Genomic DNA, 23,627 nt, shown 5'->3' with positions numbered 1-23,627 from the left:
TAAAATATTGATAATTAGATAGTTGATATTTTTTGTGGTTGAAATTGTTTGCAAATTTATTTTTCTCTTATGCATTTATATGGAATTTTAATTTACAAAAAAAACCGGCTCATTCGAGACCGGCAATTTTTAATTACTATGGCGAAATTTAATCTTAAATCGTTGGTATGAATGCTTTCCCGGTCAAAGTGGCAGCGAATGCTGTGCGATCAGCGCGGGCCATTCGGCCAGTTCCGGAATGCCAGGCTTGCGCTTACCGAAGAACTGGTTGAACATCACACCATCCTTGTCGATGAGCTCGATACCGGTCACAATACCGTCCTCGGTTGGTTTCCTTACTACCCATGCCTCGTCAATCGCGTCTTCGCGTAAATGCAGGTTGAACTCGGGGTCCATGATATTCAGCCACGGGCCCATGACGAATATTTTGCTGATGGGGCCTGTGTGGATCTGAATGCAGTTGGGGTTGGAAACAAACACCATGATCGGCAACCCCGTCTCCGAAATTGCATCGAAAAGCGGTTTCATGCTTTCGGTCTTAATACGGTGGGCATAACCTTCCGGCGCGTTGCGCAATGCCTGCTTTCTCGAAAGCTTGTACTTGCGCAGCAGTGTGAAGAAGTCGTGGGTGTCTTTCAATGCGAGCCATTCTTGTTGGAATGCGGCCTTATCGAGGTTTGCCGGTTCTTCGGGCTCGGCCGCCTTTTCGGTTTTTTCGTTAACAAACAACTTCACATCCTGGTCGGCCGCCAGGTATTTGATAACCAATGCGTCATATGCCTCCTTATTGCTTTTCTCGGTGAGGTAAATTTTGTGTGCGGCCTCGCCAAAGCTGTTGAAGAATTGCAAACTGAAACGGTCGTTTTCTGAAACCGCGAACCCGAATTTCCAGTCGCCAAGAAACAAGCGGAGATCAATATCCTCGCCGAGTACCAGCCCGACGTGGTTATTGAAAGATATCTTCTCATAAACGCCCTTACGCTCGTGTACCACATGCTCATTGCGCGTAAGCGCCATCACGTGCCCGAGCGAGCCAACTTCTTTGATCAGGTCTCTGAAATCGCCGTCGAGCAGCTGTACATTTTCCCCCAGACCAGTGGCAAGGAGCTCGGCTTCCGACGTATCGAGCGCTTTCGCGGCATCGCGGATGCGCGTTTTGGGATTGGCGAGCTTGTAATCAGCCCAACGTTCTTTCAATTCAGTTCTTTCGGGTGAAAGGGTCGACTTCATGTCTTGTTAGTATTAAGTAGTTATGAATCAGGGTATATGGTAAACAGGCGCTACGTTCGGCACAATTACCGGGTAGGGCGTCATTTCGGGCTGGATAATCTGCACCGGCAACCCGAATGCTTCCTGGATAGTCTGCTCGGTGAGCACACTTTCAGGCGGTCCGATGGCATGTGTGCACCCGTTTTTCAGCATCAGTACACGGTCGGCATATTGTAACGCCTGGTTCAGGTCGTGTATCACGGCAATTACGGCGAGATTTTTGCGCGTAAGCTCTTTTGCCAGTTGAAAAGTCTCGTACTGGTGGAAAAGATCCATTCCCGTGGTCGGCTCGTCGAGAAGCAAGAGCCCGTTTTCAATCTCCCATACCTGCGCGAGCGCCCTAGCGAGCTGCACGCGCTGCTGCTCGCCACCGGAGAGCGTCGGGTACAACCGACTTTTCAAATGACCTATACCAACCTTTTTTAGGCATTTATCTACGATCGCCAGGTCGCGCTGCGCAGGGTCGGCGTCATAAAAGGGGTAACGGCCCATCAGCACAATCTCCTGCGAGGTAAACGAAAGCGTAATGTTATTTTGCTGAGACAATACGGCCCGTTTTTTGGCGAGCTCTTTCAGTTTGTACTTACGAAGTTCGCGGTCATGGAAAAGTACCGAGCCGGAAGTAGTGCCCAGTTCAGCAGAAAGCACTTTAATCAATGTGGATTTTCCAGCACCATTAGCGCCCACAATCGCCCAGAATTCACCGCATTTGGCAGAAAAGCTGACATCTTCAAGCAATTTTCTGCCCCGTACCTCAAAACCGGCGTTGCGTACATGGATCATAGCCGTTTCCGTTTTTGTTCCCACAAAATATATATGAAGAACGGGGTGCCGAGCATCGCCGTGAGAATGCCGATCGGGAGTTCCGACGGCGCTACGATGGTGCGGGAGAGGGTGTCGGCCAATGTAAGTACAATGGCCCCTGAAAGTGCCGATCCGATGATCAGTGTCCGGTGATTGGGTCCGAACAACGTGCGTATAATGTGCGGTACCACCAGTCCGACAAAGCCGATCGTCCCCGCAACGGCCACTGAAGCGCCTACGCCCATGGTTGCGAGGATGATCACCTTTTGCTTCAACGATCTCATATTCACGCCGAGGCTGGCCGCCTGGCTTTCGCCGAGCACAAGCAGGTTCAGTGCCTTGGAAAGGTAGGGCATGAAAATGAGTGAAATGGCTACGAATGGTGCCACGGCCATTACCGACGTCCAGCTGGCCCCGCCGAGGCTGCCGAGATTCCAGAAAGTAATGCTCCGAAGCTGGGCGTCGTCGGCGAGGTAGGTCATCAGGCCCGTCATCGCGCCCACGAACGCATTGATCGCGATCCCGCAAAGCAATAATGTGGTCACCCCGCCCTCTCCGGTGACTTTGGAAAGCTGGTATACCAATAATGTGGTGAATGCTGCGCCGAGGAAAGCGACAAACGAAATGCTGTACGCGCCGGCGAGCTCGTTCAGCATTCCGAAATATCTAACGTTGAGCATAATGACGAAAACGGCAAAAAGGGACGCGCCGGAAGTGACACCAATGAGCGTGGCGTCGGCGATGGGGTTGCGGAAAAGTCCCTGTAACGACGCGCCTGCGATGCCTAATGCGGCGCCGATGAGCACGGCGAGGCATACGCGGGGCAACCGGATGATCCAGAAAACAATCGATTTCTGTTCCTCGACCCCCGTTTCGGCAATCCAGCCGAGTTTGAACGCGATGATTTGCCAAAGTTCGCTTACCGAAATGGGCAAAGCGCCTGTGCAGGCGGAGAAAATAACGCAGGCCAGCAGGACCAAGCCCAATATCCACACCATCTTGCCCGTTGAGGAAGGCAAAAAGTGTTTCTGGAAGGTTTCCTCCTTCGTCGTTTCCAGCTCGTTTAAAGTTTCTGTCAGCATTGCCCGTTACTTTACTTTTAGGGAAAGTTCAATGGCCGCTTTGCCAAGCCGGGGCCCGAAACCGGTTAGGAGCTGGCCGTCCATGGTCACAATCTTTCGGTTTCTTCCGGCATTGGTATTCGCCACGCCCGGTACTTTCAGGAGGCCGTCCATGCCTTCGAGACTTTCGAGACCACTGGAAAACAGTACGAGTACATCCGGGTTGGCGGTAATGAGCGATTCGGCAGTAAGCGGTTTGAAATCAGTAAAGCCGCTTACTGCATTCTTGTGACCGGTCAATGCAAACATTTTGTCCAGTGAAGTGCCGCTGCCTGAAACCATCAGCGTGCCTGTTCCGCGTGCGTAGATGAAGAGTAATTTTTTCGGATTGGCCGGCGCGGGGATTTTCGCCAGGTCGGCCTGTAATGCTTTGACCATTTTCTCGGCCTGTGCATGGGCATTGAAATAAGCCCCGACCTCACGGATGAGCCGGATAGTGCCCTCTTTGGAATATTCATGCTTGAATGCGACCAGTTTTTTGCCGCTGCTATTGAGTTGCTTCACCACTGCCGGCGAAAGCATGCTCTGGTCGGTGTAAACGATCACGTCGGGGTTCAATGCGAGAATACCCTCGGCCGCAATGCTGCGGTTATGCCCGATCTTCGGAAGTTTTTCCAGAGAGGCGGGGTAGGTACTCGTCACATCCACGCCTACGATCTGTTTTTCCAGGCCAAGCCCGACCAGGATTTCACTCAATGTCCCGTTCGCGGACACGATCCGGAGTGCTTTCGCATTACCGGTCCCAGCCGTGAAAAGGGTTAGTATTAAACAGATATAGAATCTCGGAATGGGCTGCATTTCAGGTTTTACTTTTTAAAGGAAAATATTTTATCCACTTCCAAAACCAGCAGCGCTTCCTGGAACATCGTCCTGATCTCCTCCAACTCGGTATCGTCGAAAGAGAGCATGAAGTTCGGGATGGGCGATGGTAACAAATGGGTTTTGCCGTTGGGAAGTGCTTCGTCGAGGTCATGGAGGTGGTATTGATCATACAAAATGGATTGAAAACCCCTCAAACCGTCCTCTGTAAATACAAAAAGCACGTTACCATAGGCGAAATTGAAATGCGTGCAGCAATTACACTGTCCGATGTAGCCTTTGCCCGTGTGGCTCAAAATCCGTAATGAGTTGTATGAATGCGAATCCTCTTGCATAGCCTCTTGATGATCATGGATATTAATGCCAGGCATTTATCTGAGGCAAATATATGGTATTAATTTAGACCAAGTATAAATAGATATTAAAAATTTACTTCTGCCTTCCCGGAATCGTCTGCCAGACTTCTTATTATTGTAAATTGATAGGTTGCCCAACTGATTGTGGGTGACACCCGATACGAACTGTTTCATTCCTATATCTGAACGCCGTTGAAAAAGCTTGTTACCAATCTGACCTTCTGGGTCCTGACGGCCATTACCGCAGGCGCATTGCTCGGTCATTATTTGCCCGACCAGGCGGTTGAAATGAAATTTCTGGGCGAAGGTTTCATTTCGGTAGTGAAGCTTTTTATCAATCCGATCATCTTCCTGACTATCACGCTGGGCATCGTCGGAATGGGCGACCTGAAAAAGGTGGGCAAGGTAGGTGCCAAAGCATTGCTCTATTTCGAAGTGGTAACGACCCTCGCTCTTGTCGTGGGGATTATTGTCGCCAACATCATCCGTCCGGGCGAAGGCGTGGTTACCGATTCGCTACAAAAAGGGGATATTTCTAAATATGCCGGCAAAGCGCACGATTTCAGCTGGCTGCAATTTTTCTTCGACAATGTGACGTTGCAGGTTTTGCTTTTTGCGCTAGTATTCGGTTCGGTACTGAGCCGTATTGAAGCCAAGCAGCGTATTATCGACGGGTTGAATTTTGTGTCCAAATATGTTTTCAAAGCCCTGCACCTCGTCATGATTTTCGCGCCCATCGGTGCATTCGGCGGCATGGCGTTCACCATTGGTAAATATGGTATCGACACCCTGTTACCGCTTGCAAAGCTCATGGGTACCGTGTATGCGACGATGGCGGTATTCATTTTTGGAGTTTTAGGATTGATTTTGCGGACTTACAAAATTAGCCTGTGGCGTTTTTTGAAATACATCCGTGAAGAACTGCTGATCGTGCTCGGGACCTCCTCTTCCGAAGCAGGGTTACCTTCATTAATGGACAAACTGCAACGAATGGGCTGCTCCAAACCAGTCGTCGGGCTTGTGGTACCGGCAGGATATTCCTTCAACCTCGACGGGACGACCATTTACCTCTCGATGGCGACCATCTTCCTCGCGCAGGTTTTTAATGTGCATTTGAATATAGGCCAGATATTTTCGCTGATCGGTATTCTGATGGTCACTTCAAAAGGTGCCGCGGGTGTGACAGGTAGCGGTTTCGTCGTCCTGGCCTCGACATTGACGGCCATTAAAGTAATCCCGGTCGAAGGACTGGCACTTCTTCTCGGTGTCGACCGTTTCATGTCCGAGGCCCGCGCGATCACCAATTTCATCGGCAACGGCGTAGCTACGATCTGGCTCGCGAATAATGAAAAAGAGTTTGATCGCAGTAAAATGGAATACGCGTTTAATAATATTCAGGAGACGGAGAATGTAGTGACGGATAATTTGAGTGATGTGACGCAGCCGGAACAGACGAAATTGTAATTTAATTTGAGTTTTTAATAAAGTACCTTTTATATGTCCAATCAGAAAACACTTCATATACCGAGCCGGGCGAAACGGCCTTTTATTGGCGAAGAATTTGATTTGAAGAAATGGGATGATGTTCAGCCTTTCTTCGAAAATTTGAAAAACAGGGAAATCAACTCGTTGGAAGATTTGAAACAGTGGTTCTCGGACCGCAGCGAGATTGAATCCTACCTTTCCGAAAATTTTGCATGGCGCTACATCCGCCAAACTTGCGATACAGCCAATACCGGCCTGATCAATGCATTGCAATTTTTTATCACGGAAATCCAGCCGAAACTGGCGGAATATGGTAATGCGCTCGATAAGAAAATTGTCGAGAACCCGTTCCTCGGCGAGCTGACCGAGCCCGGTTTCACAGTCACGTTGCGGGGCATGAAAAAGGCGATCGAGATTTTCCGTGAAGAAAATATCCCGGTAATCACCGAAATGCAGACCGAAGAGCGCAAATATGGCGCTATCGCCGGTGCTATGACCGTCACGCTCGATGGCGAGGAGATGACATTGCAGCGTGCCGCCGACCGCCTGCAGTCTACCGACCGCAATGTGCGGGAGGAGGCCTGGCGTGCCATTAGCGGACGCCGTTATGAAGATCACGGCAAGCTGGACGATCTGCTGAACAAACTCGTCGCCCTGCGCGATACCATAGGCCGTAATGCCGGTTTCAGCAACTACCGCGATTATATGTTTGCGGCAATGGGCCGTTTCGATTACACCCCGCAGGACTGTTTCAATTTTCACGGCTCGGTGAAAAAGGCGGTTGTGCCTATTTTGAATGAAATGGCAGCGGAACGGAAAGCTGCATTGCAGGTAAGCGAGCTCCGTCCGTGGGATACGAAGGTTGATCCCAAAGGATTGGCGCCTTTGAAGCCATTTGAAACGGGCGAAGAGCTTTTGGACAAAACAATCCGTGCTTTCTCACGCCTGGATCCGTTCCTGGGCGATTGCCTGCGCATTATGAAAACCATGAAGCACCTCGACCTGGAATCACGGAAGGGCAAGGCGCCGGGTGGTTATAACTATCCGCTCGACGAAATCGGTGTACCGTTTATCTTCATGAACGCGACTTCGAACCTGCGCGACATGGTTACGCTCCTGCACGAGGGTGGGCACGCGGTACATTCGCTCGTGACGCGCGACCTGGCGCTGAATTCGTTCAAGCATACGCCTTCGGAAGTGGCGGAACTGGCCTCCATGTCGATGGAGCTGATCACGATGGATTTCTGGGATGAGTTCTTTGAAAATGAAGAAGATTTGAAACGCGCCAAGATCACGCACCTGGAATCGATCATCGAAACGCTCCCCTGGGTGGCGACGGTGGATAAGTTCCAGCATTGGATGTACGAAAACCCGCAGCACACACCGGAGCAGCGCACCGAGGCGTGGACGGGTATTTACGAGGAATTTACGGATTCGGTCATGGACTGGTCGGGATTGGAAAACTTCAAAAAGTACTTGTGGCAGCGCCAGTTGCACATTTATGAAGTGCCGTTCTATTATATTGAATACGGTATCGCGCAGCTCGGGGCGATCGGTGTTTGGAAAAACTACCGCCAGGATCCGGCGAAAGGCCTGAAAGGCTACCTGGACGCGTTGAAATTGGGCTATACCGCTACCATCGGCGAAATTTACCAGGCGGCCAACATTCCGTTCGATTTCTCAGAGCGGCATATTGCTGAGCTGATGCAGTTTGTACGGGATGAACTGGCCGAATTAAAAAAATAATATTTCAACGGCCCGCAATTTGGTGGTTATGAAATTGGCGGCTATTTTTGCGCACAATACTATGAACGATCAAAGAAATGAAATTCAATAAAATAGTTGCTTTTGTTGCGTGTGTGGTGCTTCTTTCTTCTTGCGAATACCAACGGTTCAACCGCAAGGACCAGAAAGACGTGAATGCCGGTAACGAGTGGGTATATGGCGTAAGCCCAGATTCCCTGCCACGTCAGATGTCATTCAAGTATGATGCGAAGCCTGAGCTGGATGCCCGCGTAAACGATATCCGTGCGAAACTTTACGGTGGTAAAATTCCTAGCTCGCTGGTAAAAGAATAGCAACCATTCATTGAGAAAATATACGAGATATCCCCACGAAATGGGGATATCTTTTTTTTGCGCCGTTTTCTCTGTTATTGAACAATTTTAATATCGGGTTACGCGTATTATCCTTCTGGATTCTGCCCATTGACTAAGTGAAGTTGTGACGATTGAACATTTTTAATTTACTTTACGTATTCGAGGCAGGGCGAAGCCAAATTTTTAGAAAGAAATAAGCGATTAAAAAGTATTCAAAACATGAACATAGCTTTGGTCACCGGCTCTGCCGGACTAATTGGAAGTGAATCGGTTGCTTTTTTGGCTGGCAAGTTTGATCTGGTCATCGGAGTCGATAATAACCTTCGCCAATACTTCTTCGGCGCGGACGGAAATACCGAATGGAACCGGAACCGTATCGAAGAGGCGTTTGGCAACTATAAACACTATTCGGCGGACATTCGCGAGGTGAGCCAGCTCGAACCCATTTTCAAAGAGTACGGAACGGACATCAAAATGATCGTCCACGCCGCAGCGCAGCCAAGCCACGACTGGGCGGCTCGCGAGCCGTTCACCGACTTCGGCGTGAATGCGGTTGGTACATTGAATATGCTGGAAATGACCCGCTTGCACGCACCCGAGGCAGTGTTCATTTTCACTTCTACCAACAAGGTTTACGGGGATAACCCCAATTACCTGCCATTGGTAGAGCTAGAAACCCGCTGGGAAATCGACGAGAACCACCCGTATTTCGAAAACGGTATCGACGAAAGCCACAGCATCGATCATACGAAACACTCGATTTTCGGGGCTTCCAAAGTCGCTGCCGACATTATGGTGCAGGAATATGGCCGCTATTTCGGTATGAAAACGGCTGTTTTCCGAGGAGGATGCCTTACGGGCCCTAACCACTCCGGTGCGCAGTTGCACGGCTTCCTGGCTTACCTGATGAAATGTGCCATTACCGGAACACATTACACGATTTTCGGTTACAAAGGCAAGCAGGTTCGCGATAATATCCACAGCCACGACCTGGTGAACATGTTCTGGCATTATTACCAAAACCCGCGCCCGGGCGAAGTTTACAACGCCGGCGGTGGCCGTTTTGCTAACTGCTCGATGCTCGAAGCCATCGCATTGTGTGAGCAGATTACCGGAAACAAACTTTCTTACTCTTATTCGGAAACCAACCGCATTGGTGACCACATCTGGTATGTAAGCGACCTTTCGAAATTCAAGTCGCATTACCCGGATTGGAACTGGGAATACGGCCTGACGGAAACGCTTACGCAAATCCACGACGGGATCTCTTCCCGACTAGGAGTAAAAACGGTATAAATTACATCTAAAGCCTCCGGAATAACCTCCCGGAGGCTTTCGTAACTCTCTCCCATGCCAGAAAATTACGTCATTATTATACCCCAATTCAATGACTGGGAGGCGCTGAATCTGCTGATAGAAAAGATTAATGCGGATTTAGATACCCCGATCCTTCAAAATACTACGCTGCTCATCGTGGACGACTGCTCCTCCCGCCTGAGAACCGAGCCATTTGCTGCTTTTGGCGGCAAGGAGCTGAAAGTGTTGCGGCTATACCGTAACCTCGGACACCAGAAAGCGATTGCGATCGGATTGTCGTACGCAGCGGAACATATGCAGACCGACAAGGTGATCGTGATGGATGCGGATGGAGAGGATGCACCGGCGGACATTAATAAGTTGGCAGCCAGATCGATCGAGGAGCCCGGTAAAATTATCTTTGCAGAGCGTAACAAGCGCACCGAGGGCATTTTGTTCCGGTCCTTTTATGTGATTTACAAATACATTTTCAAACTGCTGACAGGCAAGGTGATTACTTTCGGGAATTTCAGCCTTGTACCGCAAAGCCGTTTGCAAAACCTGGTACGCGTTTCTGAAATCTGGAACAACTATCCGGGAGGCATTATCAAATCGCGGATACCCTACGATTCGGTACTCACGAACCGCGCCAAAAGGCTCGCGGGAGAGAGCAAAATGAACTTCGTTTCGCTGGTATTGCACGGTTTGAGCGCTATTTCGGTCATGGTCGATACCACAGCGGTCCGTATCCTGATATTCTCGATATTCATGTCGGGCATCGCCATTGCTTTCATATTCTTCATTCTTTTCCTGAAACTAATCGGGAATGCAACGCCAGGGTGGGCGTCGACATTAGGCAGCACGCTGATGATCCTCATGCTGCAATCTTTCCTGATTTCGCTATTTCTGGTGTTTATGGTGCTACAATATCGCTCGCAGCAACATTTTATCCCTGCTGTTCATTACCGCGATTTCGTCGAGAAAGTAGAGTCTTTTAGCTAGTCGTATGATCAGTTTTGATAATTCTCCTCCTGTATACTGGCTTATAGGCTACTTATTGGCGGGTTTTGTCATTCTTGCTTCACAATACAAATCAGTATCGACCCGCACGTACCTGCTGACGGGCGTCATACTGATCGTGTTCATGCGCTTGCCGGTGATCGTTTTCAACCGCGAGCTCAACCAGGACGAGAGCCAGATGCTCAGTCACGCGATCACACTTTTTCAGGATCCGGTTTACTGGCGGTCGGTGGATGGGACCACGATAGGCCCCCTTGACAATTATCTGCTTGTTATTCCAAAATTATTTGGTTTTCAGCTCGATTACAGCTCTGCCCGCTTTATGGGGCTGCTATGTGTAGCTGGCGCATGGCTTTTGCTTTTTTCTTCCATTAAAAACTGGTTCGGAACAGCTATCGCCCGGCGCATTTCCATTGTACCACTGCTTTTCGTGGCATTCACGCAGGAAATCGATTTTGTGCATTATTCGAGCGAGCAGCTTCCGGTGTTGCTGCTTGCCTACTGCGTCTGGCAACTTTCGCGCCTCGATCCTAAAATGGCACCGGCAACGTCCGGGCTCTATTTTCTGGGTTTGGCAGCGGGAGCCGTACCGTTCAGTAAGCTGCAAGCCATACCGCTCGTCGCGGTGCTCGTATTGTCGGCGTTTTGGATCGTTTTCCAGCGTTTTCAGCGGTATAATGAATGGAAATCTGCCATTGCATTGATCCTCGGCGGACTCACCATACCACTGTTTTTTCTCGCATTCACACTGTCCTTCGGTGTGTTCGACGATTTTATCGATTTTTACCTGCTGGGCAATGCCATTTATGCAGGTGGGGCGGGCTTTCTGGACATTCCTTCGCAGTTCTTCAAAATCATCGCATTATCCACCGACTTTCAGTTTTTCAGTCTGGCCTTAATAGTTCCGATGGTCAGTGGACTGGTCAGGATAGTAAGGCTCCACCTGCCTGGTAAAATGGATTTCCATGTGCCGTTTACGATTATCCTTCTGATTCTGGCCAGCATTTACGCGGTTACCAAGTCGGGCAATGATTTTATACATTATCTTAATTTCTGCATTATTCCCTGGACATTACTGGCTGCTTACGGGCTGTCGGCAGTTGAAACCTGGTCGTTTGCATTTCCGGCAGTGATAATGCTCTGGTTTGGCGGCTACGATGCGCTCCATTTTGTAAAAGAGCGGCGGCTGAATGCCTTCGACTCTGTGGGCAAGACCAGGTTGCAGGAGAGCCCGGTAGTGACTGAAATCCTGAAAAGGCGGAAGGAAGGCGATTATATGGTGGTATGGGGCTGGAACTGTTCCTATTATGTAGAGGCGCAGCTGGCGCAAGGCACCGCTGAAAATCACTCAGAGCGCTCGATTTTCGAGCATCCGATGCGCGATACTTATCGCAAGCGCTACCTATCGGACCTCGGGCGGACGCAGCCTGCATTTGTGCTGGACGCCGTTGGCAAGAACAGCCATTGGGTACAGGACAAAAAAACTCAGGGCATCGAAAGCTACCCTGAGTTGAATCAATATATCCGTAATCATTACACTTTGCTCGGCGAATACGACGATGTGCGATTGTATGTCCGCAACGATCGCATGGCGGTTCCCCGGGCGGCGACTCTACGATAGAATGTCGGTCGAGGCGGTGCTTTCGGCCTGCAACAGATCACTCAGCGTCGTTTTGTCCAGTACCGCGAGGTTGGCATCTCTCCATCTTTCCAGCACAGTACGCAGGCTGCAAGTCTCTTCATCTTTGCAATCATCGCATTTGCCATAGAAAAACATCGAAACGCAAAGCGCGGGTGCAATAGGGCCGTCGATAATCCGCAGCACCTTGGAAAAGTTTACTTCCGCAGGCGGGACGCGCAACAGGTAGCCGCCGCCTTTGCCCTTCTGGCTTTGAAGCACGCCGTTATTTCGGAGGTCGAGCAGGATCGCTTCGAGAAATTTTTTCGGAATCTTCTCTTTTTCAGCGATATAAGAGATCAGTACCGGTCCCTTTCCATATTGTTCCGCCAGAACTTTGAGGGCCTTCAGAGCGTATTTAGCTTTTTTCGAAATCATTGTTGATCAATGTACTTTTGGGTCAGCAAGCGTAAAGATGAAACATAATTTGGTGAAACAATAATTCCCGATCAGTTTCTGGGTGGTTTTCCGCCGTTCAAAAGCCCCTGCATTCTTTCCAGCGTCTTTTTCTCGCCGCATAGCGAAAGAAATGCTTCCCGTTCGAGGTCGATCAGGTATTGTTCCGAAACCAGTTGCGGATAGCTCAAATCACCGCCATTGATCACATATGCCAGTTTACCCGCGATTTTAGCATCGTGGTCGCTGATGTAATTGGCAAGGCGCATTTGGGTAATGCCTGCCAGAAACAATGCAATGCCTGTTTTGCCCTGTACTTTAATGTCGAAACGCGGCTTGGGTTGGGTATAGCCATTTTCAGCCAGGTCAACCGCCGCCTGTTTTGCTTCCGCGATTAACCGGGACCGGTTCAGCACGATCTGGTCTTTTTCTTGCAAATAATTCATCGCTTTCGCCTCATGCGCGGATGTGGAAACCTTCGCCTGCGCGATATTCATGAATGCATTCTGCAGAATGTTCAGCTCCGGATCACCCGCCTGGTACATATCCGAGCAGCGCAGTGCCATTTCCTTGGTACCGCCGCCGGCTGGGATCAATCCTACACCAAATTCAACTAACCCAATATAGGTTTCCGCATGCGCAACCACTTTATCCGCATGTAATGTGAGCTCGCAGCCGCCCCCGAGCGCGAGCGTATGCGGCGCCACCACCACCGGAATCGACGAATACCGAGCCCGCATCATGGTTTGCTGGAACTGCGAAATAACGAGGTTAATCTCGTCGAACTCCTGCTCGATCGCGTACATGAACAACATCGCCAGGTTAGCCCCGGCAGAAAATGCCTCTGCGGCCTCATTGCCGATCACCAGTCCGCGAAAATCCTTCTCCGCAATGCTGATACCTTTTTGTATGCCCTCGATTACCTCCGAGCCCATCGTATTCATTTTCGATTTGAATTCGAGGTTCAGGATGCCATCGCCAATGTCGTAGAGGTTTGCGCCGGCGTTTTTCCAGACAATATTGTTGGATAAATTGCTGAGTAAAATGAAGCTGTCCTGCCCCGGGATACGCTTGTAAGATTTGGAAGGAATATCATAATACAACCGCTTGCCATTCTCCACCTTATAAAAAGCCTCATTTCCGCCTGCCAGCATTTCATACACCCATTCGGCTGGTTTCAGATCCAACGATTCCATGATCGCCAGCATGTTTTTAACACCAATGGCATCCCAGGTTTCGAAAAGGCCATATTGCCAGCCAAAACCTGCCGTAATCGCCTGGTCGATCCGGAATATTTCGTCCGAAATCTCAGGAATGCGGAATGTGGCGTATTTGAAGACATCGGCAAATGTTTTTCTGTAAAAATCACCGGCTTTGTCCTTCCCTGCTACCAGCGCGCCGAAACGTTTGTACACGTCGCTAATGGCTTTGGTACCTTCCAACGTTTCGAATTTCACTTTGCCGGACGGGACATATTCCAGCGTTTTGAAATCCAGCGCCAGAATCACCGACTTGCCCTTCTCGTCTTTGATTTTTTTATAAAAACCCTGACCCGTCTTATCGCCTAGCCATTTATTGTCAAACAGCTTTTGCATGATTTCGGGCAACACAAATGCATCGCGGGACTCATCTTTGCCTTCTCCGGAAGCATACAAATTGTTCGCCACATGCACCGTGGTATCGAGCCCTACCACATCCGAAAGGCGGTAAGTGCCTGATTTCGGGCGTCCGGCTACGGGGCCGGTCAGTTTATCTACTTCATCCACCGTGAGTCCCATTTCTTCGGCCACGCGGATGGTTTGTATCAATGCGTAAATGCCGAGCCTGTTGGCAATAAAGCCCGGCGTGTCCTTGCAGAGCACCGTGGTTTTACCCAAAAACAATTCGCCGTAATGCATCAGGAAATCGACTACGCCCTGGTCGGTATCGGCAGTAGGAATGATTTCCAGCAGGCGCAGGTAGCGCGGCGGGTTGAAGAAGTGCGTTCCGGCGAAATTTTTGCGGAAATCCTCACTCCGGCCCTCGGCCATTAAATGGATCGGGATACCCGAAGTGTTGGAAGTTATCAGCGTGCCGGGCTTGCGGAGCGCGTCCACCTTTTCGTAAAGGCTTCTTTTAATATCCAGCCTTTCAACCACGACCTCTATTACCCAATCGTAATTTTTGATATCGGCCAGGTTGTCGTCGAAATTGCCGAGTTTGATCCGCGACGCGAACGCGGGACTGTACAACGACGCCGGCGTCGCTTTGAGCGTAGCCTGGAACGAATCATTCACGATCCGGTTGCGAAATGCAGGGTGATCGGTGGTAATGCCTTTGGCCTTTTCGGCATCGTTGAGGTCTTTCGGCACAATGTCGAGCAGGAGCACTTCTACACCTATATTGGCAAAATGACAAGCAATGCGCGAGCCCATAATGCCTGAACCAAGAACAGCTACTTTACGAATGGAACGATTCATTTCTACTAAGGTTGGTTTTCAGGATTTGATTGATGATTATTCCAGGTCCCCGGCGATTTCCCCGGCTTTGAGCTTCTGGTTTTCTTCCTCCACCAATCGGTTTATATCTTTAATGACATCGAAAAACACGACCAGCTTATCGAGCGGTATTTTGTCGCGGACCATTGTATTAAACGAAATCACACCCTCGCGTGCGAGTTCGCGTTTTTCTTTGCCAAGCTCGGTCAGCACAATGCGGACGAAACGCTTGTCGTCTTTACTCACTTCCCGGCGGATCAGGCCTTTTTCTTCGAGATTTTTGAGCATCCGCACAAGGCTGCGCGGCTCCATGCCAAGTAATGGCGCTATTTTTGTAGCCGGCGTGCCGTGTTCGATGTCGATATTCAATAGGACATACCCGACGGCCATCGTCGTGTCAAAACGGGCGGCATAGGCATTGTACATCCTCGAAATGGAATGCCACGCCCACTTAATCTGGAAATCAATTGTTTTTTCCTTACGCATCGTTTCAAAAGCTATTGGTATCAGGAATGCCCCTATCACAAATGTAAGCAATGTGATGAGTATTATGCAAGCATACTAATTTGTGGCCAATAAAAAACACACCGCCCCGGAAGGTGACGGTGTGTTTCTATCTCTTTTTGCAATTATTTCTCGCTGATCAGCTTGTCCATTAAGGTATTGAAGTCGGTCACGAACTCGTCGTAATAATGGCCGGTGCCGGGGCCGTTGAAACCGGTGTGGATCTCCCGGACTTTACCGTGCTTGTCGATAAAAATGGTAGTCGGGTAGGACATCACCTTGTTCAGCATCGGCAACGCCTTTGCAGTGGAGGCGTCGGAGCTGGTGCCGGCAAGTACCACCGGGTAGTCAATTCCAAAGCGGCTTACCATCCGGTCGATTTTAGGGTTTGCGATCTCCGGCTTGTCGTTCCGCTCGAATGAGAGTCCAACGATCTCGACGCCACGGTTTTTGTTCTTTTTGTACCACGGAGCGAGGTAATTGGTCTCATCCATACAGTTGGGGCACCACGAGCCCATAATCTGGATAATGACGGGCTTGCCTGCAAAACGCGGGTCTTGCAATGACCAGGTTTTGCCTTTGGTGTCTTGTAATGAGAAGTCGACGCTTTCAAAGCCTGGTTTAAGGAATGTCATTTTGGTAGCATCGGGCAGCTTGGCGTTTGCATCGGGTTTCGCAGTCCAGGTTTTAAATGCCTTTACGCCCGACCACTGGTTGCCTTTCAATGAGCCATCGGGCTGGAAACCTGCTTTGAAAAGCATAGCGAAAGAACCGTCGAATGTGGACAAAAAGAGGCTGTCGCCATTTACACTGCCTGTCAGGAAGCGGTAATCACCGGTTGGGGTCAAAAACGAGCCGGTTACGTCGGTGCCTTGTTGTGTGAAGTTTCCAACTGCAATGCTTTCCTCGCCGGTTGCGGGGTTTTTAAATGTAGTGGCCCATTTGCCGCTCACATTGCGGCTACTTCTGGCCTCGCCTTTCTTGAAAAACTTATAATTTTCCCCCTGCTCCGCTTCGAAAGGCAATGAACCTGACACCGCTCCGTTGGCATAGCGATAGTAGGTGCCTTTCAATTCATCGCCGGTCGATTTGGCGACGATCTTGGCGTCGAACATCATCATGGGGATCACGAGTGAGTCGTTCTGGAAATAGCTGCTGTCCATTTTGAGCTTTTCCGTTCCGTTAATGATATGCACAGTGAGCGTTTTGCCGTCCGGGTTTTGCGAAATATCAAGTATCAGGGGCAGTTTCTGCTTGTCCCGGCTCAACGTCGCGCGCCAGATGCCCGACTTTACGGGAGTGTCAGCGAATGCATTGGAATTGGTGGACAGGATAAAAAATGAAAGTATTCCAAACAATAACAGGAGTCTCATATTCAATTTGCTGGTGTTTAATACGATGTGTGGTGCTGAAATTAATTCCCCGCGCGGGCATGATTCCTACGCTTGAAAATTACTAAGTTTGTAACTGCCGCTTTGCCGGAAATAGTTCCTCAGTACATTGCTTTTAACAAATGGATTCGCCTAGTACCTACCACGTTCCCGTCATGTTGTCCGAGTGTCTGGAAGGCCTTCAAATACAGCCTGATGGCATTTATGTCGACGTTACTTTCGGTGGCGGCGGGCATTCCAGGGCCATTCTGGAAAAACTTACGACCGGCCGGCTGCTGGTGTTCGATCAGGACCCGGACGCTGTAGCCAATGCGCTGGAATTCAAGGACGATGCCCGGTTTACATTCATCCCGGCCAATTTCAGGCACCTCAAACGGTATTTGAAACTCAATAAAGCGCCGCAGGTGAACGGCATCCTGGCCGATCTGGGCGTTTCGTCGCACCAGATCAACACGCCCGAGCGGGGGTTTTCTACCCGTTTTGACGCCGACCTGGACATGCGCATGAACCCGAATATCGAAAAAACGGCCCGTGAGGTGCTCAAAACACGTTCGGCAGGGGAATTGCAACGCATTCTGGGGATGTACGGAGAAGTTACCAACGCCCGCACTGCCGCGGAGGCAATCATCGCAGCCCGATACAATTCGCAAATCGAAACCGTTAATGATCTGAAAGGTATTCTTATGCGCTACGCGCCGAAGCACCGCGAGAATAAGTATTTCGCGCAGGTGTTCCAGGCATTGCGGATCGAGGTGAATGACGAACTGGCGGTATTGGAAGAGTTTCTCACGCAGGTACCCGAAGTGCTCGCGCCTGATGGGAGGCTTGTGGTGATGTCGTATCATTCGCTGGAAGACAGGCTGGTGAAAAATTATATTCAGAAAGGGAAGTTTTACGGAGAGGTCGAAAAGGACTTTTATGGGAACGAGATCAAGCCGCTGAAAAGCGTGACACGTAAACCCATCGAAGCGACTGCGGAAGAGGTAGCCGTGAATCCGCGCGCCCGGAGCGCCAAATTGCGGATTGCGGAAAAGGCGTAATTTGAAACACCCCGAAACATGGCAGAGAATAGAAGAAAACCCAAACCAATTCCGCCAAAACCGCCAAAACGGAAGCGGGAATACTCCCTATTCAACTGGCTGAACAGGTTTTTGCCGCTCGATAAGGTTTTTGGCGAGAAGTTGCCCGGGCAGGAAGAACGTCTGCCGGTCAAATATTTTTACTATTTCGGCTGGGTGATCATATTGCTCGTAGCTTACGAGCGGATCGGGTTCCAGTCGGAAGATTATGTGCGGAAAAGCATTAAGCTTAAAAAGGAAGTCGATGACCTGAAGGCGGAATATACTTCCATCCATGCGGAGTATGAGCGGGCCGGGAAGCAATCGGTGGTGGTCGAAAAAGTGCAGGCCGAAGGATTGGTCGAAAATCTTACCCCGCCCAAGAAAATCATTTTAAAAGAAGACGAAGAATAGCCGCGCCTCATGAGAAACGAAGTCGAAAGCGGTCAGAACAACAAAAAAGCGCTGATCAACCGAGCCCGTTTGGTCGGTTGGTTACTGTTCGTATTGGCGATTATGGTTTTCGTGAAGCTGATACGGGTTCAGTATTACGATACCTTCAAAGGAAAAACCTGGGCCGAATATTCGGAAAAGAATGATCTGAAACTGGATACGATCCCGGCCATGCGCGGCAATATATATGCCAGTGATAACAGCCTTTTGGCCACCTCATTACCCTATTACTATGTAGGTTTTGATACAAAAGTCGCCGACTCGTCCTATTTCTATGACCACATCGACGAGCTGGCATCGCTTCTCGCCAAAAACTTCAAGGAAAACACGGCCGAAGGCTACAAAAGCAAGATCATGCGCTACCGCGTGAGCAAAAGCAAGCGTTACCTGCGTCTGAAAAGCAAGGAGATCACACATTTGGAACGTGAGCGGCTCAAAAAATGGCCGTTTTTTGCCAAAAACCGAAAAGGCGGCGGCGGTAAATTCGAGACGATCTACAAACGCTACAAGCCGTTCAGCCCGATGGCCGACCGCACGATCGGCGGCATCGATCCGAAAAGCGGCCGGGGCTACATCGGTCTGGAAGCCAGTTTCGACAAGCAATTGGAAGGAAGGCCCGGTATTGGTTGGGTGGAAAAAGTGGAAGGCGGGCTAAAAATTCCGGTTGGCGACGCATTGAACGTACAACCTGCGGCCGGAAGAGATATTTATACGACGCTGGATATGAATTACCAGGAGCGTACCGAGATCGCATTGCGCCGGAAGCTCCTCGAAATGGACGCAGACTTTGGTTCGGTGATCATCATGGAAGTAGCTACGGGCGAGATCAAGGCCATGGCGAACCTTACCAAGCGCGGCCCCGGCAAGTACGAAGAAGTTTTTAATTACGCCCTGGCGGGCAGCAACGACCCGGGCTCTACATTCAAGCTCGCCACGATGATGGCTTTGCTGGAAGAAACGCAAATGGACCCCGACCAGGTGATGGTCAATACCGGCAATGGCGCGATGAAGTTCCGCAACCATGTGATCCGCGACGCACACCGGGGCGGATTCGGTACCATTACCGCTTCGCAGGTTTTGGAGAAATCATCCAATATTGGCATTGTGCAGCTCATGCAGCGATATTTTGCCAACAAGCCCGACAAATACCTGCAATACCTGAAACAGTTCCACTTGAACCAGCCGACGGGCATTCACATGAAGGGGGAGAAACCGCCATTGATCCGCGACCGAAAATCGAAGCAATGGAGTAGCTATTCGATGTATTTCATGGCGCATGGCTATGAAATGCAGATGACGCCTTTGCAGACACTCGCATTTTATAATGCAGTTGCGAACAATGGTTACTGGGTGCGCCCGATGATCGTGCGGGAGATCCGGAATGCGGAGGAGATCGAAGACAAAATCCCTCCATACGTAGAGGATAAGCCGATTTGCTCGCCCGAAACTATCCGAAAAGTGAAGAAAATGCTGGAAGGTGTGGTAAATGCCGGTTTAGCCAAACATATCAAAAGCGATTTATACCAGATTGCCGGGAAAACCGGCACCGCACGGAAGCTCATCGACGGGGTTTATACGGAAGGCAAAAACTACACCTCGTTTGCAGGCTATTTCCCGGCTGATAAACCCAAGTACAGCTGCATCGTAATCATCGATAATCCGAAAAGCACCGGCGCGGATTACACCCGCTATGCCGGAAGTGTGGCGGCCCCGGTTTTCAAAGAGGTTGCCGACCGCATTTACGCTTACGACGTGGCCATTCAGAAGCCGGTAAGGGATTCAGTTCCTGAAAAATCGGAGGACGTGAAATGGGCAGGCATTACTGAGGACCTTAACGTGATCAGCAAGTCATTGAACATGACGCCGGCGCCGGGAGAAAGCGGGTACGCGGCGGCGTCGCTTTACAAAAAGGGTAAAACCAAATGGAACCCACGCGATGTTGAATCACGCGATGTGCCCGACCTGCAAGGGATGTCGATGCGAGATGCCTTGTATTTGATGGAAAACAAGGGTTTTAGGGTAACATTCAAAGGCTCGGGCAAGGTGGTGGAACAATCGCTGCCGCCGGGCGCCAACAAATCGGGAAGCAAGACGATCCTGCTTACATTACAATAATCCTTCATGGAAAACGATCAAGTTTTGAGCAGCCTGCTCGGCGAAGTTAAAGGAGCCATTATCCATGGTTATGCCGACGTTAAGGTCAAGAATATCATTCTGGATTCCAGAAAAGTGTTGCCGGGAAGTCTCTTCGTCGCGTTACGCGGCACCCAGGTGGATGGTCATCAGTTTATTGAAACTGCCGCAGGGCTGGGGGCAATCGCTATTTTATGTGAAGAGTTGCCAGAAAACGTAAGGGAAGATGTTACCTATATTGAAGTAGAAGATTCGGCCGGTGCAATGGGCCTGATCGCCGCCGCATTCTACGGGCATCCTTCCAAAAGAGTAAAACTAGTGGGTGTTACCGGTACCAACGGCAAAACGTCGGTGGCTACTTTCCTTTTCCAGTTGTTCCGGGCGCTTGGCTATCGCTGCGGCTTGCTGTCGACGGTCCAGAACCAGATCGAGGACGACGTAATCCCTTCCACCCACACCACGCCCGACGCGGTCGCGTTGAATGCATTGCTCGCGCAGATGGCCACCAGCAATTGCAGTCACGTGTTTATGGAGGTAAGCTCACATTCGGTGGCGCAGCACCGCATTACCGGCCTGCATTTCGCGGGGGGAATTTTTACCAACATTACCCACGATCACCTCGATTTCCACAAGACTTTCGATAATTATATCAAGGCCAAAAAGGGCTTTTTCGATGCATTGCCCAAGTCCGCATTCGCATTGGTGAATGTCGACGACCGCCGCGGATCGGTGATGGTGCAAAATACCAAAGCGCGTATTGAAACCTATTCGCTGCAGACGCTCGCGACTTTCAAAGGCAAGATTATCTCGGATACGCTCGCGGGCATGCACATGGAGATCAACAACCAGGAAGTCTGGTTCCGTGTGATCGGCCGTTTCAATGCCTATAATTTGCTTGCAGTATATGGAGCAGCGGTGCTTTTAGGTGAAAAAGAAGAGGGAGTTTTAACCGAACTTTCCAACCTGAAAAGCCCTCCGGGCCGCTTCGAACAGTTCCATTCGGCGGACCACATCGTGGGCATTGTGGACTACGCACACACACCCGACGCGCTCGAAAACGTGCTCGAAACGATCACGCATTTGCGGCAGGGGAATGAGCAAGTGGTGACGGTGGTAGGCTGCGGAGGTAACCGCGATGCCGAAAAGCGCCCTAAAATGGCCGAAATCGCCTGCCGGTACAGTAACCGCGTGATCCTGACGTCGGACAACCCGCGTTTCGAGGAGCCGATGGACATTCTCGACCAGATGCGTAAAGGCGTACCGCCATTGGATTACAAAAAAACAACCGTGATCGAAGACCGCCATGAGGCAATTCTGAAAGCAGGGCTCGAAGCGGCGCCGGGCGACATTATCCTGATCGCGGGCAAAGGACATGAAAATTACCAGGATGTGAAGGGAGTAAAACACCATTTCGACGACAAGGAAGTGCTGATGGAAGTGTTCGCGAAGCGCGCCGGCAATTAAAAATCAGCATGCTTTTGGCGTAGTCTATTAAAAAAACCAATTTTGCAGCCGTCATCCCAACAAGCTTTTTCATGCTCTATTATCTCTTCGAATATTTAGACAAACAATTCAACATCCCCGGGGCCGGGGTATTCCAGTACATCTCGTTCAGGGCATTGGGTGCGACGGTTTTGTCACTTTTCATTGCGGCCGCATACGGAAAGTCTATCATTAACCTGCTTCGGAGAAAGCAAATGGGCGAATCGATCCGCGACCTGGGGCTTGCAGGGCAAATGGAGAAGGCGGGAACGCCTACCATGGGTGGTTTCATTATCCTGGCCTCGCTGCTGATCCCGGTGTTGCTGTTTGCGAAGCTAAGCAATGTCTACATTGTTTTGCTGCTTATCACAGCCCTTTGGACGGGCGGAATCGGGTTTCTGGATGATTATCTGAAGAAATTCAAGAATAATAAGGATGGATTGGCCGGCCGCTTCAAGATTGTGGGCCAGGTAGGCCTGGGACTGATTGTTGGTATTACCCTTTCTTTCAACAACAATGTGAAAATCAGGGTGTACGATCAGCCGGTGCTGAGTTCGGGCCTCGGGGAGGTACAACGGTATCGCGATATTATACACCCGACGGTTACTACCATTCCATTTATCAAAAACAATGAATTTGATTATAAAACGCTGCTTTTCGGTTGGTTGCCAGAGGAATACACCTGGGTAATCTACACGATCATCGCGATTTTTATCATCACCGCCATTTCCAACGGCGCCAACATTACCGACGGTATCGACGGCCTTGCCGCCGGTGTGTCGGGCATTATCGCGCTCACGCTGGGTGTGCTGGCCTATTTGTCGGGTAACACCAAGTTTTCGCAATACCTGAACATCATGTATATCCCCAACTCAGGCGAGTTGGTAATATTCTGTGCGGCATTCATAGGGGCTTGTGTCGGGTTTTTATGGTACAATGCGTACCCGGCGCAGGTGTTTATGGGCGATACAGGGAGTTTGATGCTCGGCGGGGTCATCGCGGTAGTGGCGCTGGCGATCCGCAAAGAATGGCTGATCCCGGTTATGTGCGGTATTTTTATCGTCGAAAACGCGTCCGTGATATTACAGGTCAGCTATTTTAAATACACTAAAAGGAAATATGGTGAAGGGCGAAGGATATTCCTAATGTCGCCGCTGCACCACCATTATCAGAAAAAAGGCATTCACGAAGCCAAAATCGTAACGCGGTTCTGGATTGTAGGCATTATCCTCGCGATTTTGACGCTTGCTACTTTGAAGTTACGATAGAAGGGAGGAAAGGAGGAAGGGGAAGAAAGGGAGGAAGGGACTGTTCCCTTCCTCCATCCTCCCCTTCCTCCATCCTCCCTTTACTCCCCATAACCAAAAAGCTCCAATTCATACGAATCGGAGCTTTTTGTGGTTTTTAGTCTGATGATATAGGGGTAATTTATTCTCGTAGTTCCATTAACATCTCATCAGTGATCTTGTTCTTATCCTTGAAGTCGGCCACAGTTTCGGTGAAATCGTTCTGGAGGTTTTCCACATTCTGAAGATTTTTATAAACACCGTCGTAGATCTCGTTCAGTGATTTATCGAGGTTCTGGACGTTGACGTTCATGTTTTCTGTTTCAATCTGACCAATCTTCTTGATCACGGCAGTCTCGCTGTTCTTCAAATCCTCGATCTCGCGCAGGATTTTCTCCATGGTCTTAAACTTTTCGATCTTATCCATAAGTCTTTTCAAGATTGTTTCAGGGTATATGTTTAAAATATCATACCAAAGCAGATGGACCTCCCGGTAAAAC

The 23,627-nt window shown here is 49.9% G+C and carries 21 protein-coding genes; 11 read left to right on the top strand and 10 right to left on the bottom strand.

All coding sequences use genetic code 11. The features are described from left to right. Positions 1–183 precede the first annotated feature (183 nt). From IEY24_RS27960 to IEY24_RS27940, 5 genes are read right to left on the bottom strand one after another with little or no spacing between them, the layout of a single operon-like run. Positions 184–1,230, bottom strand: coding sequence for a hemin-degrading factor (locus tag IEY24_RS27960; protein WP_188938588.1), 1,047 nt, complete (start codon positions 1,228–1,230; stop codon positions 184–186). Positions 1,231–1,257: 27 nt separating this feature from the next. Next, entirely contained in the window at positions 1,258–2,052 is a 795-nt protein-coding gene (locus tag IEY24_RS27955; protein WP_188938587.1) for a heme ABC transporter ATP-binding protein, read from the bottom strand. Beyond that, positions 2,049–3,155, bottom strand: a complete 1,107-nt coding sequence (locus IEY24_RS27950; protein WP_188938586.1) for a FecCD family ABC transporter permease — start codon at positions 3,153–3,155, stop codon at positions 2,049–2,051. The genes IEY24_RS27955 and IEY24_RS27950 overlap by 4 nt, the downstream gene beginning before the upstream one ends. Positions 3,156–3,161: 6 nt before the next feature. Then, positions 3,162–3,992, bottom strand: coding sequence for a heme/hemin ABC transporter substrate-binding protein (locus tag IEY24_RS27945; RefSeq protein ID WP_188938585.1), 831 nt, complete (start codon positions 3,990–3,992; stop codon positions 3,162–3,164). Between the two features lie 8 nt (positions 3,993–4,000). After that, complete coding sequence (locus IEY24_RS27940; RefSeq protein WP_188938584.1) at positions 4,001–4,348, bottom strand: DUF6686 family protein; 348 nt, start codon at positions 4,346–4,348, stop codon at positions 4,001–4,003. A gap of 213 nt (positions 4,349–4,561) precedes the next feature. Between IEY24_RS27940 and dctA the strand changes: the two genes are divergently transcribed. The 6 genes from dctA to IEY24_RS27910 all read left to right on the top strand — a co-directional run bounded on the left by dctA (position 4,562) and on the right by IEY24_RS27910 (position 11,890). Continuing rightward, on the top strand, positions 4,562–5,833 hold the full coding sequence (gene dctA / locus IEY24_RS27935; RefSeq protein WP_188938583.1) for a C4-dicarboxylate transporter DctA: 1,272 nt from the start codon (positions 4,562–4,564) through the stop codon (positions 5,831–5,833). 33 nt (positions 5,834–5,866) lie between these two features. Then, the gene (locus IEY24_RS27930; protein WP_188938582.1) at positions 5,867–7,600 is read left to right on the top strand and encodes a M3 family oligoendopeptidase; all 1,734 of its coding nucleotides are present in this window, start codon (positions 5,867–5,869) and stop codon (positions 7,598–7,600) included. A 77-nt stretch (positions 7,601–7,677) separates the two neighbouring features. Next, positions 7,678–7,932, top strand: a complete 255-nt coding sequence (locus tag IEY24_RS27925; RefSeq protein WP_188938581.1) for a hypothetical protein — start codon at positions 7,678–7,680, stop codon at positions 7,930–7,932. A gap of 240 nt (positions 7,933–8,172) precedes the next feature. Then, positions 8,173–9,249: an NAD-dependent epimerase/dehydratase family protein gene (locus tag IEY24_RS27920; RefSeq protein WP_188938580.1), complete on the top strand. Its 1,077-nt coding sequence runs from the start codon at positions 8,173–8,175 to the stop codon at positions 9,247–9,249. Between the two features lie 54 nt (positions 9,250–9,303). Then, complete coding sequence (locus IEY24_RS27915; RefSeq protein ID WP_188938579.1) at positions 9,304–10,251, top strand: glycosyltransferase; 948 nt, start codon at positions 9,304–9,306, stop codon at positions 10,249–10,251. 4 nt (positions 10,252–10,255) lie between these two features. Beyond that, positions 10,256–11,890, top strand: a complete 1,635-nt coding sequence (locus IEY24_RS27910; RefSeq protein ID WP_188938578.1) for a hypothetical protein — start codon at positions 10,256–10,258, stop codon at positions 11,888–11,890. Here IEY24_RS27910 and IEY24_RS27905 read toward each other — a convergent pair. The 4 genes from IEY24_RS27905 to IEY24_RS27890 all read right to left on the bottom strand — a co-directional run bounded on the left by IEY24_RS27905 (position 11,882) and on the right by IEY24_RS27890 (position 16,697). Next, positions 11,882–12,325 (bottom strand): RrF2 family transcriptional regulator, encoded by a 444-nt coding sequence (locus IEY24_RS27905; RefSeq protein ID WP_188938577.1) that lies wholly within the window; start codon positions 12,323–12,325, stop codon positions 11,882–11,884. The two genes, IEY24_RS27910 and IEY24_RS27905, sit on opposite strands and share 9 nt — an antisense overlap. A 71-nt stretch (positions 12,326–12,396) precedes the next feature. After that, on the bottom strand, positions 12,397–14,802 hold the full coding sequence (locus IEY24_RS27900; RefSeq protein ID WP_188938576.1) for a 3-hydroxyacyl-CoA dehydrogenase/enoyl-CoA hydratase family protein: 2,406 nt from the start codon (positions 14,800–14,802) through the stop codon (positions 12,397–12,399). A gap of 36 nt (positions 14,803–14,838) precedes the next feature. Then, entirely contained in the window at positions 14,839–15,306 is a 468-nt protein-coding gene (locus tag IEY24_RS27895; RefSeq protein WP_188938575.1) for a MarR family winged helix-turn-helix transcriptional regulator, read from the bottom strand. A 143-nt stretch (positions 15,307–15,449) separates the two neighbouring features. Beyond that, a complete protein-coding gene (locus tag IEY24_RS27890; RefSeq protein ID WP_188938574.1) occupies positions 15,450–16,697 on the bottom strand; it encodes a TlpA disulfide reductase family protein in 1,248 nt (415 codons plus the stop codon). A 140-nt stretch (positions 16,698–16,837) separates the two neighbouring features. Between IEY24_RS27890 and rsmH the strand changes: the two genes are divergently transcribed. The 5 genes from rsmH (at position 16,838) to mraY (ending at position 23,109) form a co-directional block, all read left to right on the top strand. Beyond that, entirely contained in the window at positions 16,838–17,755 is a 918-nt protein-coding gene (gene rsmH, locus IEY24_RS27885) for a 16S rRNA (cytosine(1402)-N(4))-methyltransferase RsmH (protein ID WP_229223302.1), read from the top strand. An 18-nt stretch (positions 17,756–17,773) separates the two neighbouring features. After that, complete coding sequence (locus IEY24_RS27880; protein ID WP_188938573.1) at positions 17,774–18,187, top strand: FtsL-like putative cell division protein; 414 nt, start codon at positions 17,774–17,776, stop codon at positions 18,185–18,187. A gap of 9 nt (positions 18,188–18,196) precedes the next feature. Beyond that, positions 18,197–20,341: a PASTA domain-containing penicillin-binding protein gene (locus IEY24_RS27875; RefSeq protein WP_188938572.1), complete on the top strand. Its 2,145-nt coding sequence runs from the start codon at positions 18,197–18,199 to the stop codon at positions 20,339–20,341. Positions 20,342–20,347: 6 nt separating this feature from the next. Continuing rightward, positions 20,348–21,823 carry a UDP-N-acetylmuramoyl-L-alanyl-D-glutamate--2,6-diaminopimelate ligase gene (locus IEY24_RS27870; protein ID WP_188938571.1) on the top strand — a complete coding sequence of 492 codons (1,476 nt, stop codon included), beginning with the start codon at positions 20,348–20,350 and terminating at the stop codon, positions 21,821–21,823. Between the two features lie 71 nt (positions 21,824–21,894). Continuing rightward, positions 21,895–23,109, top strand: a complete 1,215-nt coding sequence (gene mraY / locus IEY24_RS27865) for a phospho-N-acetylmuramoyl-pentapeptide-transferase (protein ID WP_188938570.1) — start codon at positions 21,895–21,897, stop codon at positions 23,107–23,109. Positions 23,110–23,269: 160 nt separating this feature from the next. Here mraY and IEY24_RS27860 read toward each other — a convergent pair whose 3' ends face one another. Next, a complete protein-coding gene (locus IEY24_RS27860) occupies positions 23,270–23,554 on the bottom strand; it encodes a hypothetical protein (RefSeq protein ID WP_188938569.1) in 285 nt (94 codons plus the stop codon). Positions 23,555–23,627 lie beyond the last annotated feature (73 nt).

The sequence above is a fragment of the Dyadobacter endophyticus genome (assembly GCF_014641595.1).
GTDB classification, from domain to species: Bacteria; Bacteroidota; Bacteroidia; order Cytophagales; family Spirosomataceae; genus Dyadobacter; species Dyadobacter endophyticus.
The sequence above is the reverse complement of the archived record's forward strand: the minus strand, read 5'-3'. Positions and strand labels throughout refer to the sequence as shown.

What these genes read in the sequence shown, in the direction of transcription:
- IEY24_RS27960 (WP_188938588.1), bottom strand. Translation starts at nt 1,230, where the DNA reads ATGAAGTCGACCCTTTCACCCGAAAGAACTGAATTGAAAGAACGTTGG.
- IEY24_RS27955 (WP_188938587.1), bottom strand. Translation starts at nt 2,052, where the DNA reads ATGATCCATGTACGCAACGCCGGTTTTGAGGTACGGGGCAGAAAATTG.
- IEY24_RS27950 (WP_188938586.1), bottom strand. Translation starts at nt 3,155, where the DNA reads ATGCTGACAGAAACTTTAAACGAGCTGGAAACGACGAAGGAGGAAACC.
- IEY24_RS27945 (WP_188938585.1), bottom strand. Translation starts at nt 3,992, where the DNA reads ATGCAGCCCATTCCGAGATTCTATATCTGTTTAATACTAACCCTTTTC.
- IEY24_RS27940 (WP_188938584.1), bottom strand. Translation starts at nt 4,348, where the DNA reads ATGCAAGAGGATTCGCATTCATACAACTCATTACGGATTTTGAGCCAC.
- IEY24_RS27930 (WP_188938582.1), top strand. Translation starts at nt 5,867, where the DNA reads ATGTCCAATCAGAAAACACTTCATATACCGAGCCGGGCGAAACGGCCT.
- IEY24_RS27925 (WP_188938581.1), top strand. Translation starts at nt 7,678, where the DNA reads ATGAAATTCAATAAAATAGTTGCTTTTGTTGCGTGTGTGGTGCTTCTT.
- IEY24_RS27920 (WP_188938580.1), top strand. Translation starts at nt 8,173, where the DNA reads ATGAACATAGCTTTGGTCACCGGCTCTGCCGGACTAATTGGAAGTGAA.
- IEY24_RS27915 (WP_188938579.1), top strand. Translation starts at nt 9,304, where the DNA reads ATGCCAGAAAATTACGTCATTATTATACCCCAATTCAATGACTGGGAG.
- IEY24_RS27910 (WP_188938578.1), top strand. Translation starts at nt 10,256, where the DNA reads ATGATCAGTTTTGATAATTCTCCTCCTGTATACTGGCTTATAGGCTAC.
- IEY24_RS27905 (WP_188938577.1), bottom strand. Translation starts at nt 12,325, where the DNA reads ATGATTTCGAAAAAAGCTAAATACGCTCTGAAGGCCCTCAAAGTTCTG.
- IEY24_RS27900 (WP_188938576.1), bottom strand. Translation starts at nt 14,802, where the DNA reads ATGAATCGTTCCATTCGTAAAGTAGCTGTTCTTGGTTCAGGCATTATG.
- IEY24_RS27895 (WP_188938575.1), bottom strand. Translation starts at nt 15,306, where the DNA reads ATGCGTAAGGAAAAAACAATTGATTTCCAGATTAAGTGGGCGTGGCAT.
- IEY24_RS27890 (WP_188938574.1), bottom strand. Translation starts at nt 16,697, where the DNA reads ATGAGACTCCTGTTATTGTTTGGAATACTTTCATTTTTTATCCTGTCC.
- rsmH (WP_229223302.1), top strand. Translation starts at nt 16,838, where the DNA reads ATGGATTCGCCTAGTACCTACCACGTTCCCGTCATGTTGTCCGAGTGT.
- IEY24_RS27880 (WP_188938573.1), top strand. Translation starts at nt 17,774, where the DNA reads ATGGCAGAGAATAGAAGAAAACCCAAACCAATTCCGCCAAAACCGCCA.
- IEY24_RS27875 (WP_188938572.1), top strand. Translation starts at nt 18,197, where the DNA reads ATGAGAAACGAAGTCGAAAGCGGTCAGAACAACAAAAAAGCGCTGATC.
- IEY24_RS27870 (WP_188938571.1), top strand. Translation starts at nt 20,348, where the DNA reads ATGGAAAACGATCAAGTTTTGAGCAGCCTGCTCGGCGAAGTTAAAGGA.
- mraY (WP_188938570.1), top strand. Translation starts at nt 21,895, where the DNA reads ATGCTCTATTATCTCTTCGAATATTTAGACAAACAATTCAACATCCCC.
- IEY24_RS27860 (WP_188938569.1), bottom strand. Translation starts at nt 23,554, where the DNA reads ATGGATAAGATCGAAAAGTTTAAGACCATGGAGAAAATCCTGCGCGAG.